The organism is Desulfovibrio psychrotolerans, assembly GCF_013340305.1.
GTDB classification, from domain to species: domain Bacteria; phylum Desulfobacterota; class Desulfovibrionia; order Desulfovibrionales; family Desulfovibrionaceae; genus Halodesulfovibrio; species Halodesulfovibrio psychrotolerans.
Map to the genome: position 1 here is coordinate 768,381 of NZ_BLVP01000008.1, position 16,733 is coordinate 785,113.

A 16,733-nucleotide genomic window follows, 5' to 3' on the forward strand; every position below is an offset into this window, starting at 1 on the left:
ATATTCATTTTTTGCATGGAGAAAGGTATGGCCCTCAGTATGAATGTTTGCCAGCGGCGCGCCTGATTGCGTTGTCTCCATGTCAGGCGGTGCCTCTGCAGTTGCACTGGCGGAAATGGACGCGCGGTGCGCATTCTCTCTTGGTCCGGCACACACCGGCGTGTATTTGGGTCCGTGAATAGAAAAGGTATTTCTGAATCTGAAAAATTACTGTAATGGATAGGATATAAGCGGAACTGTTACGGCATTTCGTCTTTTCATGAGGGGGAAGCATGAAATCTTCGCGGCCTTTGGTGTATCTGGCGGTGGCGGCGGCTGTTCTCGCCCTTGGCATGCTGGTGGTCGGGTCGGGTGAGAAAAAGAGTGCGGCTCCGCCTCCCGAGCATCCTCCCCTTGCCGTATCCGCCCTGCCCGTACAGCGCGAAACATTGCGCCACTGGGTGTATGGAGAAGGCAAGGCCTACGCCATACGCCGCGAGTACCTCTTTTTTGAGAAAGCCGGAAAGGTTGTGTATCTGGGCACGGACAGGGAAGGGCTCCCCCTGCGGGAGGGCAGCATTGTTTCCGGTCCGGGCGAAGGGGAGATGCTGGGGCAGCTGCTTGCCCGCATAGACACGCGAGATGATCTGGAAACCTACACCTCGCAGGAAGCCTACCAGAGGAAATCTGCCGAAGGCATAAGCTCTGCACAGGCTGATATTGCGCAGGCGCAGACCGACCTGCAACTTGCCCGGCTTGATCTGGAACGGTCGCGCGCGCTCCTCAAGCAGGATGCCATTGCCGCGCAGGAACTGGAATCTAAGCAGGCGGTGTTTGAAAACGCCCGCGCCAAACTGCGCAGCGCAGAGGCGCGCCTGCGTACCGCACAGGCGGAATACGCCGCCACAACAGCCGACCTGCGCAAGGCCAAGCTGGGGTTGGAGCGGACAGGCCTGTTCGCGCCGTTTACCGGTATGGTGGCCTATCTGAACATCCGGCTGGGCGACTCCGTGGCACCGGAGGCAGTGGACCGCAGCAGTGCAGAGCGCATGAGTAAAACCACGCCCGTGGTGCTTATAGACCCCTCGCAGTATGAAGTGGTGGTGGATCTGCCGCCCTTTGCCGCCCACGGTGTGCAGGAAGGGCAGCAGGCGTATTTCTTCTTCGGGCAGACCATGCTTTCGCCCGAACGCCTGCTGCATATTCCCCCGGAGCAAAGGCCGCCATACGCCACGGGCATAGTGTATTCCATTACCCCTTCCATTTCTGAAGACAGCCGTACCGTGCAGGTTAAACTGCATACCGTGGAGGGCGCGGAACACCTTAAGGACGGCATGCTGGTGACGGCGTGGATAGCCGATGAGCAGCGCGACAATGCGCTGGTCATCTCCATGGAGTCACTGGTGTTTTCCGATGGCCGGCCTTCGGTGTTCGTCTTTGAACCGGAACCCGGTTCCGCGTCTTCCACCACGGGAAAAGCCGCGCAGCGGCAGATGCGTATGGGCATAAGCGGCATCTCCAATGTGGAAGTGCTGGAAGGAGTGCGGGAAGGTGAGCTTGTCATTACCGAAGGCAGACACCTGCTGGTGAACGGCACTGCCGTTCAGGTGGTGCCGGTGGAGGGGAGGTAGCCATGCCGCACGAAGATGGTCCGGGCAGACAGGATGAAGGCGGGCAGAAGATTGCTCCTGATACGGCAGAAACGGGTGCGCCTGCGCGCGATGCGGCGGACGGTCCTTACGGGGTGGCCTTTTCGTTTTTCGTGCTGCGGCCCATTTTCAGTATACTGCTGACTATTTCGCTGGTTCTGGGGGGCATTCTCGGCTATTCGGGCATGGTCAAGGAATCCAATCCGGACCTCGCCATTCCGCAGGCCATGGTTTCCACCCAGTGGGCCGGTGCGCCGCCGGATATCATAGAAAAAGAAATTACCAACAAAATCGAAAAGAAGCTGAAGTCCCTCAAGGGCGTTAAGCGTATTCTCAGCGGTTCGCGGGAGTCTTTCTCCTCCATTGCCGTGGAGTTTGAGGCGCAAGCGGATCTCGGCGAATCCATGCAGTTGCTCCGCGCCGCTGTTTCCGAGGCGGCAGGCGACCTGCCTGCGGAAGCGGAACAGCCGCTGGTGACGGAGATGTCCGTGAACGATTCGCCCATTATCACCTTCATGCTGTACGGCGATGCATCGCCCGCCGTCATCGGGCGCATGGCCGTCTCTTTGCAGAAAAAGTTCGAGCGGATATCCGGCGTGCGTGAAGTGACGCTGGCTGGGGAGCGGGAAGAGATTGTCCGCATCCAGCTCATGCCGGAACGCTTGCAGGCATTGGGCATATCCTCCTCGCAGGTCAAGCGGCAGTTGCAGACCTTCGGCACGGACATGCCCCTAGGCCGCGTGGAACAGGAAGGCGTGCTTTCTTATTCCATCAAGTTTACAGGCCGGTATGAACGCCTGCCCGATGTGGAAAATCTGCCCATTGTGCGTATAGCAGGCGGGCGCGTGGTGCGCCTGTATGAGGTGGCCCGTGTTTCTCGTGACCTTGCGCAGGAAACCACCCGCACCTTCATGAGCTGGAAGGGGGGTGAATACCGCAACGGGGTGGCCATATCACTTCTGAAGAGTTCGGGCAGAGATACGTTGGAACTCATCGCCGTTGCCAAAACGGTCATGGAGCAGGCCGTGCACGCCCCCGGATGGCCGCCCACGCTGACCTACGCCATAACCTCGGACCAGTCCGAGAACATCAACGAAAAGCTTTCCACGGCACTGAACAACGGCTGGCAGTCCATGCTGTGCGTTACCGTTATTCTGCTGTTCATGCTCACATGGCGCGAGGCACTCATCGCGGGATTATCGCTGCCCGTTACCTTTCTGGGCACCGTCGCTTTGCTGGCAGCCTTCGGCAATACCATGAACCAGTTGGTCATTGTGGGCATGGTGCTTGCGCTGGGCATGATGGTGGACGTTTTTATTCTTGTGATGGAGGGCATGCACGAGGGCATATTCACCAAGGGGCGCAGTTTTGCCGCCGCAGCGTGGCAGACGGTGCGCACCTTTGCCATGCCCGCTTTTGCTGGGCAGCTTACCACCATTCTTTCGCTTGCGCCCCTGTTTGCCATTGGCGGAACAGACGGCAAGTTCATCCGCATTATTCCGCTGACCACCATTGTGTGCCTTGGCCTCAGTTTCTGCATCGCGTTCGCGTGCAGTGTCCCGCTTTCCCGCTACTTGCTCAAATCCCGCGGCACGCCCTCCGGCACCGCCATAGACGCTCTGACAGACCGCGTGACGGGCAGGCTGCGGGGCTGGATGCACCGCAACGTACTATGCAGCCGCAAGGTGGCTCTGTTCTGGACCGTGAACGCCGTGCTGCTGTTCATGCTCAGCCTGCGCATGGCCGGAACGCTGCCTTCGGAAATGTATCCCAAGAGTGACGGACGCGATCTGGGCATTCTTATAGAGATGGCACCGGGAACGGAACTGGATGAGGCGCAGAGGGTGGCGGACGCTGCGGGCGAGATGCTGCGCGGTTTTCCCCAGTTCGAAAGCGTGACCAAGTACGTGGGCAAAAAGAGTCCTTTCTCCACCGTTTCGCAGGAAGATTCACTCGGGGTGAGCCAGGCATCGCATCTCATCGGTTTTTCCGCCCGGTTCGTACCGGAGGAAGAGCGTGACAAGATGGCCTTTGAATACATGGACGAATTGCGCGCGGGGCTGGACACGTCTCTGGCAGCGTGGCCGGGAACCCGCCTGTACCTCACGCCGCAGACGGGCGGCTCTTCCAACGATGATCCGGTTCAGGTGGTCATAACGGGTGACGATGAAGCGGTGCTGCGCCGCCTTTCCCTAGAGGTGCAGTCCATGATCGCCCAGATTCCCGGAACAACGGATATTCGCGATACCATCGGCCCTGCGGACCTTGCTGTGCGCGTGGCTCCCAACAGGGAGGCGCTGGACTTCCACGGACTCACCGAAAGCGAGGTGGTGTCGCAGATGCGGCTTGCGCTGGAAAACGATGTGGTGGGAAAGCTCAAGATGTCCGGTACGCAGGATGATCTGGACATGCGCATGGGCAGCCTGTGGCCCAGCCGGGAAGGAGGCATGGGCGGCCCGAGGCGCATTGAGGAACTGTATTTTCTGCGTGTGAACGATGCCAGAGGAAACTCCGTGCCGCTGGCATCGCTGGCGCAGATTACGCTGGCTCCCTCGCAGCAGGTCATTCCGCATCGCAACGGGTTCAGAACCGTAACGGTGAAGGCAAAAACGGAAGGAGTGACCGCAGGGGACGTGCTGGGGCCTCTTTCCGCCAAGCTTGCGCAGGCCAGAGGCACGTGGCCGGAAGGGTACACCGTGTCCTTTGGCGGAGAGGCGGAGAGCAGCGGCGAGGTATACAGCGCCGTGCCTGCCGTGCTGTGCATGGCCCTGTTCATGGTGTTTGCGGTTATGGCACTGCTTTTCGGGTCGTTCCGCCAGCCGTTCATTATCATGTTCACAGTGCCCATGGCGCTTTCCGGCACGTTTACGGGCTTTTATTTCCTCGGTATCCCGCTGTCGTTTCCGGCGCTGATAGGCATCATCTCCCTTGCCGGTATTGTGGTAAATAACGCTATCGTCATGGTGGAAACCATGAACGAATATCGCAGAAACGGGTGCAGTGCGGTCGATGCCGCAGCGCACGGTGCGGCTGACAGGCTGCGGCCCATTATAAGCACCAGCCTGACCACGGTGGTGGGCCTGCTGCCGCTTGCCATCGCAGACCCCACATGGAAGCCGCTGTGCCTTGCCATCGTGTTCGGGCTTACGGCATCCACAGCCATGGCGTTGGTCATTATTCCGGCCCTGTATATACTGGTTTCCGGGGCAGGGGAGTCCGGGTACGAAGGCGCGGGCGTATGCACAAGGGAAGCGCCGCAGGAAGTGTAGCCGCGGGCGCGGTACGGGGCGTTTTCAGGCGTGGGGCATTGCGGGGGTGTGGACGCAGAAACGGCATGATACAGGCACAGGCCCGGAAAGGCCGGGGAATAATAACGGAGTAGGGGCAGGAACTGTGCTACCTGTGGGCAAGAAGGGGATTGCAGTCCCTGCGGGTCCCACGGCGAAAACCAAAGATGGAGCGTGAATTTGCTGCACTGCCGCGGCGGTAACGGACGGGGCGGAGGTTGGTCCCGGCATGCGGCAAAAAGCCATTTCCACAGGTTCTGCAAGGGAATACTGGACGGTGGCAAGTATCTTCTGATAGAAAGTATCACTCTGTGAGATAGTGAGTGTCCACTTGATTAACTGAGGCTTAACCGAACCTGAACAGAGTTTTAACTGGCCTAAGCTGGTCAGAACAGAGCCTGAAATACGGACCGTGATGATAATGCGCTCATTGTGTATGGTTGTTCGTGATAGGATTCTCAGTCGGATATCGGGCAGTAGTCCGGTCCGCAGATGCAGTGGTATCTGTTCGGGCCTGCCTGCCCGAGCAACAACCATACACCATATGGCTGTATTGTTGGTTGCCTGCTGTCTCTTGGCTGTTTCCGGTTTGCACAGCGCCCGTGCGGCAGAGGATGATGCACAGGCTGCAGTTGCTTCAGCAGGGACCATCGCGTATTTTGAGGCGGGGCCTTACTGGGAGTTTGAACTTCTGTATACGGAAGTGCTCGCCGCGCTGGAGCGCATGGGCGTGCGGGACAAGGTGCATCTGCCCCCGCATCTGCATAGCAGCCCCGGCTGGGGAGCAGACCCCGACGTGTATCTTGCGGAGGCTGAACGGCTCATGGCAGACCCTTCGGTGGACGCCATCATAAGCATGGGAACGGAAGCCACCAAGGCTCTGCTGGCCAAGAATAACGGAAGAACCTCCATTGTGGCCATAGACGTGGCGGACCCTGTGCGCGCAGGATTCATTGACCGGGATACAGGACTTGGTGCGCCCAACCTGATCATTCAGCATACGCCGGACAAATGGCACAGGGTTTTCGTATTGTTCCACGAGGCACTGCCCTTTTCCCGTCTGGGTATCATGTACAGCGATACGCCGGAAGGGCTCTGGTACTCTAACGTGCCAGAGGCGCGCGAAGTGGCACGCGAGCGAGGGTTCGAGCTTGTGGAATATGACCGTCTGGACAGGGAGGAAAGCCCGGAATCCTGTGCGGAAGGGGTGCGGAGCCTGATCAGTCAGGGAGTGGATGCTCTCTATATTTCTGCCCTCAACTGCTTTGACTGGACGCAGGCAAACCCGCAGCCCATGCTGGACAGCCTGCATGGCAAGGGCATCCGCACCTTTGCGCGGGACGGAACCGTGCATGTGCGGCGCGGAGTGCTCATGGGGCTTTCCACGCTGGATTATGTGCCGCTGGCAGAATTTTACGCAGCCGGCATTGCCGAACTGCTGGGGCTGATGCCGGAAGGCTTTATGCCATCGGAATATCGGTACCGGCCCAAAATTACGTTGAATCTGGATACCGCAAGTGCGTTGAAGATTAATGTTCCTCTGGTGCTGCTTATTTCTGCTGACGAAATTTTCGATTCCAGCCTTGCGGCTGTCCGGAATGCAACGGTGTCACAGTAAGCGGGTCGCAAGACCGAAACGTGCAACTAAACTAAAGGGGCTTTGAAATGGCGAAGAAGAATCCCGATGTGGCAAACGAAGCGGCGGAACAGACCGTAGCTGGTGAACCGATGGAGAACGCCGCCGAGGAAACGGCCAGGGTTCTGCCCTGCGAGCACGAAGTGGATGGCATTATCCGCAAGCGTGTTTATGCGGCTGTGGGACTGGGTTTTGTTCCCGTGCCGCTGGTTGATCTGGCCGGTCTTACCGCCATTCAGCTGGAAATGGTCTATGCCCTTTCCAAGGCGTATGGCGTGGAGTTCAAGAAAGAACGCGTCAAATCCATCATTTCTTCCCTGTGCGGCAGCGTTGCCACCGTGGCGGCAGTGCCCATGCTCGCTTCCCTGTTCAAGTGCATTCCGGTTATCGGCACCACGGCCGGTGCGGCTACCCTGAGCATTACGGGCGGTGCCACCACCTATGCACTGGGTTGGGTGTTCGACCGGCATTTCAAGAAGGGCGGCAATCTGGTCAATTTTGATACCGCGGAAGCCAAGTCCTATTTCAAGACCAAAATGGAAGAAGGCAAGGCTCTGGTATCCAAGATGAATCCCAAGAAGAAGGATGAATCAGCCGAGGCGGCCGCACCGGCAGCGGACGAAGCGCAGTCTCCGGCATAAGCATGTTCCTGTAGGGCGTGTTCCTGTGGGATGCGTTCCTGTAGGGTGTGCCACTGTAGAGCGCGGTCGTGTTCAATGTCAGCACGTGTTCGCTCAGCGAGTGCGCGGTCGGGGCTTCGGGACCTGGGCGACCGACCATGCTTTGTGCACAGTGTGGGGCTTGGGCTGTCCATGAAATCAGCGTGGTATACACGTAAGGTAGCATGGACTGAGCATGGCCCGGGCATGGACGAGCATGGAGTGAAAGGAAGCGCCTTGCCGTGCGGCTGTTAGCCGTTGCGGTACCTGCCGTCCTCTGACGCTTTGCCGTGGCAGAAGGGGCATAGTGCCTCCCTGCGTCAAGGCTGTGCGCCAGTACAGGTGCCTGCTTATCTGAGCCGAACAGGGCTTTATGTACCGCAGGGGTACCGGCGGGCAGCCGTTTGTTATTGCCTGTTCGTCCGGTGCTGCGGGGGCTGTGGTTGTCCCGTATCGAACCCTGCGTATGCCGGAGAGATATTGCATCACTCTCCGGTTCATACCGATGGGTGTGGCATGCGGGATTGCCATCTCCAATGGTATTCACGTGGAATTCAGGGCAGGAATCGGAATCCGAATGACGCAGAACCGATCGTTGCCGCTCCCCCCTGAACAGAAGGCGGAGCCTGCCGCCGTGCTGGCGGATGATACCGGTGCTGACTGCAGAGATGCGGACAGCGCGCCCCTTACGCCGGAAGAACGGGCGCAACTCAACGTATGGGAGTACGGTCCTGTAAGGCCCGTGCCTCATGGCGGCATTCCTGCGCTCTTTGCCCGTCAGGTGCGCATGGCTCCCCACGCTCCCGCTCTGCTGGTTGACGGGGCGTTGCTCTCCTATGCGGAACTGGATGCAGCGTCCAATCGTGTTGCGCACGCGCTGCTGCATATTCTGGGCGGTGTGAACGGAAACGGCATTCAACCAGCGCCAGCCGTGCACGCCCTGCACGTGTCATCTCACTCCGCAAACGACAATGGCAACGGCAACGGCAACGGCACGGGGAGCACAATCTCTTCCGGACCGATGAACACGCCGGAAAGTGCCGACATGGCGGAACTGGCAGTGCCAGACCGTGTTGTGGGGGTGCTTACGGGCAGGAATCCCCATCTGGCGGTGGTGGCTCTGGGGATATGGAAGGCCGGTGCCGTGTATCTGCCGCTGGATGCCTCGCTGCCTGCCCCGCGATTGCGCAGAATGATGGAAGATGCACGCGTGCGCGTGCTGTTTGATGCGCGCACCGATGCAGACCTTCGCGCCCGCCCTGTGCCCGATTGCCTGTTGCCGGACCCGGAAAAGTCAACCCCGGAGTTCAGCTGTGCCCATCTGAATATGGACGCAGCGTTACTCTGCCCGGACCATGCGGTGCATCGCGCGGCAGATTCCGCCGCATGCGCCTACATCATCTTCACTTCCGGTTCTACGGGCATCCCCAAGGGGGTTGCCGTCTCCCACGGGGCGTTTGTCAACATGATCTGCGGGCAGATTGCCGTGCTGGGCATAACCCCCGCAGACCGCCTGCTGGCCTTCGCACTGCCTTCGTTCGATGCCTCGCTTTCCGAAATGTTCATGGCGCTGGGGGCGGGAGCCAGCCTGTACCCTGTCTCGCGCGATATTATTGGGGATACCGAATCTTTTTCAGCCTTTGTAGACTCCCACGGCCTTACCGGAGCCACATTGCCCCCGGCCTACCTGCGTTTGTTCCAGCGGCGTGATTTTCCCACCCTGCGGTTCCTGCTTACGGCAGGAGAAGCGCCTGTCCGGGAAGATGCGCTGCATTACGCCGCCCGTCTTGCGTATTACAATGCCTACGGCCCCACGGAGAACGCCGTGTGCGCGACAATGACGCGTATCATTCCGCACGGTTCTGGCATGGAGAATGAGAACAGCGGGAGCATTGGGAGCAACGGGAGCGGTCGAAACGGCGGGAGCGGGGGCGCAGAAGGAGAAACCTGCGCCGGACGGGTGCCCCTGCCCATGGGAAAGCCGTTGCCTAACATGGGAACGCACGTACTGGGGCCGGACCTTGCGCCTGTGCCGCCCGGACAGCCGGGAGAGCTTTGCCTCAGCGGGCGCAGTCTCGCCATGGGCTATGTGAACAGGCCGGACCTGAACGCAGCCAGTTTTATTCTGTGCCCGGCCTTGCAGAACCGGCGTATATACAGGACGGGCGATCTGGTCCGCTGGAATGCCGCAGGTGAACTGGAATATCTGGGGCGTATAGGCAGGGAAGTGAAGGTGCGCGGTTTCCGCATCGACCCCGGCGAGGTGGAATGCGCGCTGGATGAATTGCCCGATGTGCTGCAATGCGCCGTGGCAGCCCATCGCCTGCCGGATGATATGGGCGGGAGCACTGCCCTGCACGGCTTTTTGGTTATGCGGGGAGAAAAGGCGCTGCCTTCGCCTGTGATGCTGCGGGAGTGGCTGCTGCGCACGCTGCCTGACTATATGGTTCCTTCAGGGTGGACGCAGTTGCACAGGCTGCCGCTCAACCGTTCCGGCAAGATTGATTATGCCGCACTGGCTGCACAGGCGGCTGCCACAGGTGTTGATTGTTCAGTCCCGAGCGACTTCTCCAGCCAGGCTGCCCCGGCGCAGAAACCGGAAGCTGCGGCTCACAAGAGCGAAATCCCCGGGCAGCCCGCAGCGGAGAGGACCACGCCTGAAATGCCAACGGGGCGTGTGCTGCCCATGTCCTTCTCGCAGCGGCAGTACTGGATACTGCATCAGTCGGAAGCTTCCGCAGCCAGCAGCAACATGTCCTTTGTTGTCGAATTTTCCTGTACACCCGGAGCGGAACAGGCTCTTGAAGAGCGTCTGCGCGCCGCCTTCGGTGCGATTATGGACCGGCATGAGAGCCTGCGCACCTCGTTCAGCATGGTGGACGGCGCTCCCATGCAGATTATTCATCCGCACATTCCCTTTACGCCCGACCTGCGCGATCTGAGCGACAGCCTGACACCGGATGAGGATGCGCAGGACCTGTGCGTGGAGTTGCTGCAAACCCCGCTGGACATAACCCAGCCACCGCCGTTGCGCGGGCTGCTCATCCGGCTTTCCGGCCGGGTGTGGCTTGCGGTGAGCCTGCATCATATTGTGGGTGACGGGCAGTCCGTGGGCATAGTCGGGCATGAATTGCTGGCCTGCATGGAAGGGCGCGCATTGCCTGCCGTAGAGGGGCAGTATCAGGATTTTGTCCATGCGGAGCAGCAGTATCTGGCTTCTCCGGTCATGCAGACAGACCGCAGGTACTGGCTGGACGTATTGTCGCAGGGGCAGCCGCGGGCCGATATAGCCACCGAGTATGAACGCCCGGCTTTTCGCAGGGGGCGGGGCGAGATTTGTCGGGTGGCTCTTTCCGGAACGCAGGTGGCGGATTTCTGCAGGCGCGATTCCCTGCCCGGTTCGCTGTTCATGCGCATTGTCGCCTGTGTGGCCATGCTGCTGCGCAGCCGTGCGGACGGGGACACCATAACCATGGGCATTCCTGTTTCGGTGCGGCATAAAGGGTCTTTCGGGCAGGTTGTGGGCAACTTCATTGTGCCGCAGCCTTTGGTGGTGCCTGTCAGGGCGCAGGAGGGGTTTGCCACCGTGCTCAATTCGTCCATACAGGCTGTGGCTGGAGCCATGGAACACTGCATGTATCCGCCCGTGCGGCTGTACGGCGATTTGGACGTTGTGCGCGACCCGGCGCGGGGGGCGTTGTTCGATGTCATGATTACCACGCCCCAGCTTTCCCTGACTGTGCCCGTACAGGGCAATGTGCATGGCTATGAAGATGATGAAGGAATGGCTTCGCCGGACAGTCGCCCTGACAGCCAGTCGGACAGTCGCCCTGACAGCCAGCCGGACAGTCAACCGGACAGCCAGCCGGACAGCCAGCCGGACAGCCAGCCGGATACTCTGCCGCAGGATATGCCGGAAAAATTGGCGGACGATCCGCGGGGCGAAATGTCCTTGTCCTTGGGCAAGGGCAGGTTTATTTCACTCTATTCCGGCCTTGCCAGATTCGACCTGACATTCGTGACCGCCATCTTGCCGGATGGCGGCCTGATGCTGGTGCTTGAGTACGACTCCGACCTCTACAGCCGCTCGACGGCAAAAGCCATGCTGGAATCGTTGCGGGCCATGATTGTTGAGGGTGCATACGGGCAGCCTGTGCTGAACGGAGAAAACGCTTCCGATGCACTTTCTGCCGGAGCAGGGGAGGCGGATGCTTGCAATGCCTCCGGTCAGGCATCAGCCGCCGCATCCTCGGCTGGCACGGAAGAGCTGCGCCGCACTATGCTGGCTGTGTGGCGCACGGCTTTGGGTAGGCCGGAACTGCACGAACGGGATAACTTTTTTACCGCCGGCGGCGACTCCATAAAAGCCATCAGCCTGTGCGGGGAGCTGCGCAAGCACGGCATTCCCCTTTCTCCCGCCCAGCTCTTCCGCTTCCCGACAGTGGCAGAGGCGGCAGAAGCATGTCGCGCAGCAGAGGCAACGCCGGAAGCCCTGCCAGACGCATGGCCGGTTCCGGTGAGCCCCGTGGCCCATATCTTCATCCCCGAACAGACGGATTTTCTGCGCAAGTTTGTGCAATCTCTCATGGTGGAAGTACGGCGCGATGAGGACCCCGCGGACGAGGACAGGCTGGAAACGGCCTTCCGGGCCGTGGTGCGGCATCATCCGGCGTTCCGGTACAGGCTGCGGCTGCATGACGGGGCGGCGTTTGAACTGCTGGGCAGTCCCCGCGTTTACTGGAAGCGGATAGCCTGCGCCGATGCGGACGTGGCGGAAACAGCCCTGCGGGAGGGCAGATCCATCCGTGAGTGGATAGACCCATGCAAGGGCTACAACGTGGGCGCCTGCCTGTTCAGTACCCCGCAGGCGGTTCTGCTGCTCGTGGTAAGCGCGCATACCAGTGTGGATATGGTGTCGTGGCGTGTACTCAGCGATGATCTGGAAACGGCGTACCGGCGCGGCCCCGGGGCGCTTGTGTCCGGTGCTGCCGGATTTGACCAGTGGCTGCGCGCTCTGTACAGGCATGCGGAATCCGGTGCAACGGAGGGGGAACTGGAATTCTGGCGGAACATGGTGTCCGGCAGGATTGCACGGCTTCCCCTTGTCGTGGCGCAGGACGAGCAGTGGACTATGCAGGAGGCACAAGTGTCCCCGGATGTGGTGGACCGGCTGGAAGCCCTTGCGGTGGGTAACGGTCTGGACATGCGGTCCATCCTGCTGGCCACCCTTGCGCGCAGCCTTGTCCCTGTGCTGGAAGGCGACGCGGTGCTGCTCACCTTTGAAGGCCACGGGCGGCAGGTTTCTTACTCCACGCTGGATGTGATCCGCACGGTGGGCTGGTTTACGGCGGCGTATCCCTTCCGGCTGCCGCTGGATGCGCATTCTCCGCTATCGGCTCTTGCCGGGAACCTGCTGCAACACATGCGGCAGGTGCCGGATGGCGGCACAGGCTTCTGCGTGTTGTGCCATGCCCTGAAGCGTCTTGAAAAACCGGCGGCAAGTTTCAGTTTCAACTATCACGGAAGACAAACCGTCGAGCGCCGAGACGGGTTCGGGCTGTCCGGACACAATCCGGACCTGCTCACAGACATGGTATCCACCCGGCATTCCGATCCGGTGAACCTGTCGCTGGTTATTCTGGAAGGAACGCTGCACATCGTGGCGCAGTTCCCCGGCGGACTGCTGGATGCGGACTGGGTGCGCGCGATGCTGGACCGCTGGAGAGCGAATCTTGGCGAGATGGCCCGCTCTGCGCCTGCATCCGGTGCCTTTCCGGTTCATGCGGCAGGGCAGAACGTATTTCCCGTGCTTCCCTTGCAGGCGGCATTGGTGGAAAGCCTGAACGAGTCGGGTCAAGCGACTGCAAGAGAGACGGCTGCCGGAACCGTTCAGATCTCCTTCCGCCTGCGCGGCAACCGGTGCGCGGCAATGCTGCCCGATGTCTGGCGGCAGGTGGTGCAGCGGCATGAATTTTTGAGAGCAGTCTTTGTGCAGAAGGGGGAAGGCAGCGTTAAGCAGCGCCTGATGCCCGAAGCTGCGCACGCGGTGACCGTGTCCGATGGTCTGGGTCTGGAGCCGGAGGTGCAGGATGCGGAATTGCAGGCGCTGCTCGGGTTTGAGCGGAAGCGCCCCTTCCTTCCGTCCGGCCCGCTCATGCGTGTTCTGTTCATGCGGCATGGCGATGATTGCTGCACCATGGCATGGACATTCCCCCGTCTGCTTCTGGACGACCGGAGCGTGGGTATTCTGCTGCACGACCTGTGCGCACTTTACCATGCCCGTTTGCACAACGAGTCAGCAGTGCTGCCGTGTACGGTGAGTCTTGCCGGGGCGTTGTCGGGTCTGCCGTTGCAGAACGAGGATGATACGCAGGCATTCTGGCGCCGATATCTTGCCGGGACGCAGGGCTATGTGCCGCTGCTGCCTCGCAATGGCGAAATGGCCGACGCTGTTGCCGTTGCCGGGGAGACAAAAGAGTTCACGGCGGAACTGTTGCAAGTGGAAATCACCGCCCTGCGTGCGCTGGCCGCCCGATGCGGAGTTTCGGCAGAAGCACTGCTTTGCGCCGCATGGGGCCTGTTCCTTTCTGCCGGCTCCGGTCGCGCGGATGTACTTTTCGCCTCCATGACCACGGCGTTGCCGCAGACGCAGCAGGCAGCGACGCAGACCGTGGGCATGTTCGGGCAGCCACTGCCCCTGCGGCTGCGGGTGCTGCCGCATTCCACCATCTCTGCCTTGGCGGAATCTGTGGCGCAGGATATGGAGGACCGTTCGCCCGTTGCCCACATGCCGCTGCCCGCCGATGCGTGGGGAGACCTTGCTGTCAGCTCCGGGCCGGATCATCTGGTGCACTTTGGTGCGCCCCCGTTTCTTGGCGTTTCCGGCGGGTTGCGGCTGGAATCCGTGCGGATGCACGCCGGGGTGCCGCACGGCCTGTGCCTTTGGGCAGAGACGGACGGTATCGTGCGGTTCCGGTTCCGGTATGATTCGTCCGCCCATGCCCGGAAACAAGTGGAACGGATTGCGGAACATTGGCTCGGGCTGTTGCGCAGCGTCATAGAATTGCCGGAGTGCCCCGTAGCGGAAATGGGGCTTTTGGTGCCGGATGCTGCCCTGTGGGCGGCAACGGCAGCAGGACGGCAGGCCTGCGTTCCGCAGGAACCGTGATTTTGGTAACATGGCGGACTTTTGTGCAAATCGGCACTCCGCCAGTTGTATTTTACAGCAAGGAAGGGCACTATCACTCCTTCGTGGAGCGTGCCGGTCTTTCTGCCCGGGTGCCGGGGTTTCCGGCCATGAACATTGCAATCGCGACTTCCGGTAACGGGGGCTGTTGGGACTCATGCTGCAACTGAAACAATCGTATTTTCTCACGCTGCTCCGCGATAACGCCGGTGCGGAAGGGCGGCGGCTCGTGGGTGCCTGCCTTGGCGCGGGTATCATGCAGGGGCTTTGCGTCTTTACCGTGCTGCAGGGGCTGGAGCAGCTTTCTTCCGATGAGGGCATAAAGTTCCACACCTTTGCGGCATTTCTTCTGTGCCTCGGGCTGTTCTATTATCTTTTCCGCTACATAACCGGGCAATCGGCCCTCATAGCCCTGCGCGGCGTTATGGAATGGCGCATGCGCATTGCCACCAAGCTGCGCGGCATATCGCTGCTGGAATATGCGCGGCTGGACAGGGGGCAGGTGCAGTCCGTGCTGCTGGACGGGCGCGAGATGGTGGTGGAAGCGGCGCGTATGCTCATGGCCTCCGCAGCCAACTCCGTGATGATCCTGGTGGCTATTTGCAAGATGTTCACGGTTTCGTTTGTGGGCACTGTGGGCGTGCTGCTGCTTATGGGGCTGGGGCTTGGCATCTTTCTGCGGCTGGTGGGCAGCGTGCAGGCACTTATGGAGCCTGCGCGCAGGGCAGATCTGGAGTTTTCATCCGGTCTGCGCGACCTGCATGACGGCCTGTTGCAACTGAAGCTGCACAAGCCCAAGACCACAGACCTGTTCAGCGGGCAGATTCTGCAGGGACTCAATAAAGCCTCCGTGGCCCGTGAGGCCATGGAACGCAGGCATGCCCTAGGCATTTCCTTCTTTGCCATGTTCAACCTGCTCATTCTGGGGCTTATCCTGTTCCTCATGCCGGGGTTTCTGGGGCTGGATGCCGAATCCACCTCCACTCTGCTGGTGCTCACCATGTTCTGTCTCAGTCCTCTGCTCAGTCTGGTGGGTTTTGTGCCGCTGATGGGCAAGGTGGAAATGAGCCTGCACGAACTCACGGACATGGAGCGCCATCTGGATGCGGTGACCGAACCCTTTGAACGGGAAGGCGTGGCTGCTAGCTGGCAGCACCCGGACCCCAAGGTACCCGCTTTTGAATCGCTTCTCCTGCGCGATGTGCGGTTTGAGTATGTGGACAGGCACGGGGCGCGCCAGTTCGGGGTGCATGTGCCCGAGTTTTCCCTGCAGCGTGGTGAGATGGTCTTCATCCGCGGGGGCAACGGTTCGGGAAAATCCACCTTCATGAACGTGCTGGCAGGGCTGTATCAGCCCCAGTCCGGCGAGTTCATCTTGAACGGCATGCCTGTGGAAGACGTGGGCATGGAGTCTTACCGCAACCTTTTTGCCGTGCTGCCTGCGGACTTCCATCTTTTCAGCCGTCCGCTGGGAGTGGATGCCTCCGCCCGCCGTACGCAAAAAATGCTGGAAAAGATGCGCTTGGATACCAAGGTGCGCATCACCGAGGATGGTACTTTTTCCACGCTGGATTTGTCCGCCGGGCAGCGCAAACGGCTTGCCCTTGTATGCGCCATGCTTGAGGACAGGGATGTATACCTGCTGGACGAGGTTGCGGCGGACTTTGATCCGGAATTCAGGCGTTTCTTCTATGAGGAATTTTTGCCGGAACTGCGCGGGCAGGGCGCGACCATTCTCGCCATCTCCCATGATGACCGCTTCTTCCATGTGGCGGACAGGGTGCTGTGCATGCGCGATGGAACCTTTGCGGAGAACGGGCAGCAGGAGGGATCGGCATGAGAGGGGTAATTCTCTGCTACGCCGTGCTGGCCAGCTTTCTGACCATCTGTCTGGTCTGCTTTCTGGCGGTTGCGCCTGCTCAGGCGCGCAAGCTGGAACAGCGTACCAGTATTCAGGAAGTGCGCGAACTGTATGAAAATGTGAACAAAACGCGTGCCTCGGAAGTCAACGCACGGGAAAACGATGCCATTATCCGCCAGCGGCTGGAATGCTATGCGGAGTATGCCGACTACACCCCCCGTCTGCGTGTCTGCAATAATGCCTATGTAAAAGAACTGGTCAGCCAGGCACGGGATAAGGTGCGCTCGCGCCCCGATCTCGGGTGGTTTGTGGTAAATATCAACCTGTGCCCCGTCATGTACAACCTGTGCACGGGGCAGACGCAGAATGACAGGGAGCGTTGCATCCTCTTTGAGCGTCAGTGCGTGGATTATACGCTGGACAGATTCTGGCGCGGCGCGGCTCAGTACACCCATCAACAATATCGGTCCGAGTGA

Annotated in this window: 7 protein-coding genes; all 7 read left to right on the plus strand. The window is 60.3% G+C overall.

Annotation, left to right across the window (positions count from 1 at the left end; genetic code table 11):
• The first annotated feature begins 272 nt into the window (after positions 1–272).
• The 7 genes from HUV26_RS11125 (at position 273) to HUV26_RS11155 (ending at position 16,733) form a co-directional block, all read left to right on the plus strand.
• Positions 273–1,610, plus strand: a complete 1,338-nt coding sequence (locus tag HUV26_RS11125) for an efflux RND transporter periplasmic adaptor subunit (protein ID WP_174410158.1) — start codon at positions 273–275, stop codon at positions 1,608–1,610.
• A gap of 2 nt (positions 1,611–1,612) precedes the next feature.
• Positions 1,613–4,897: an efflux RND transporter permease subunit gene (locus HUV26_RS11130; protein ID WP_174410159.1), complete on the plus strand. Its 3,285-nt coding sequence runs from the start codon at positions 1,613–1,615 to the stop codon at positions 4,895–4,897.
• Positions 4,898–5,459: 562 nt separating this feature from the next.
• On the plus strand, positions 5,460–6,533 hold the full coding sequence (locus HUV26_RS11135; RefSeq protein ID WP_174410160.1) for a type 1 periplasmic-binding domain-containing protein: 1,074 nt from the start codon (positions 5,460–5,462) through the stop codon (positions 6,531–6,533).
• A 47-nt stretch (positions 6,534–6,580) separates the two neighbouring features.
• A complete protein-coding gene (locus HUV26_RS11140; RefSeq protein WP_174410161.1) occupies positions 6,581–7,192 on the plus strand; it encodes a YcjF family protein in 612 nt (203 codons plus the stop codon).
• Between the two features lie 595 nt (positions 7,193–7,787).
• Positions 7,788–14,378 carry a non-ribosomal peptide synthetase gene (locus tag HUV26_RS11145; RefSeq protein WP_174410162.1) on the plus strand — a complete coding sequence of 2,197 codons (6,591 nt, stop codon included), beginning with the start codon at positions 7,788–7,790 and terminating at the stop codon, positions 14,376–14,378.
• A 175-nt stretch (positions 14,379–14,553) separates the two neighbouring features.
• Positions 14,554–16,236 (plus strand): cyclic peptide export ABC transporter, encoded by a 1,683-nt coding sequence (locus HUV26_RS11150; RefSeq protein ID WP_174410163.1) that lies wholly within the window; start codon positions 14,554–14,556, stop codon positions 16,234–16,236.
• Positions 16,233–16,733 (plus strand): hypothetical protein, encoded by a 501-nt coding sequence (locus tag HUV26_RS11155; protein WP_174410164.1) that lies wholly within the window; start codon positions 16,233–16,235, stop codon positions 16,731–16,733. Before HUV26_RS11150 ends, HUV26_RS11155 begins: the two co-directional genes overlap by 4 nt.

Excerpts from the sequence above, each read along its gene's own strand:
- HUV26_RS11125 (WP_174410158.1), top strand. The coding sequence starts at position 273 with ATGAAATCTTCGCGGCCTTTGGTGTATCTGGCGGTGGCGGCGGCTGTT.
- HUV26_RS11150 (WP_174410163.1), top strand. The coding sequence starts at position 14,554 with ATGCTGCAACTGAAACAATCGTATTTTCTCACGCTGCTCCGCGATAAC.
- HUV26_RS11145 (WP_174410162.1), top strand. The coding sequence starts at position 7,788 with ATGACGCAGAACCGATCGTTGCCGCTCCCCCCTGAACAGAAGGCGGAG.
- HUV26_RS11155 (WP_174410164.1), top strand. The coding sequence starts at position 16,233 with ATGAGAGGGGTAATTCTCTGCTACGCCGTGCTGGCCAGCTTTCTGACC.
- HUV26_RS11140 (WP_174410161.1), top strand. The coding sequence starts at position 6,581 with ATGGCGAAGAAGAATCCCGATGTGGCAAACGAAGCGGCGGAACAGACC.
- HUV26_RS11135 (WP_174410160.1), top strand. The coding sequence starts at position 5,460 with ATGGCTGTATTGTTGGTTGCCTGCTGTCTCTTGGCTGTTTCCGGTTTG.
- HUV26_RS11130 (WP_174410159.1), top strand. The coding sequence starts at position 1,613 with ATGCCGCACGAAGATGGTCCGGGCAGACAGGATGAAGGCGGGCAGAAG.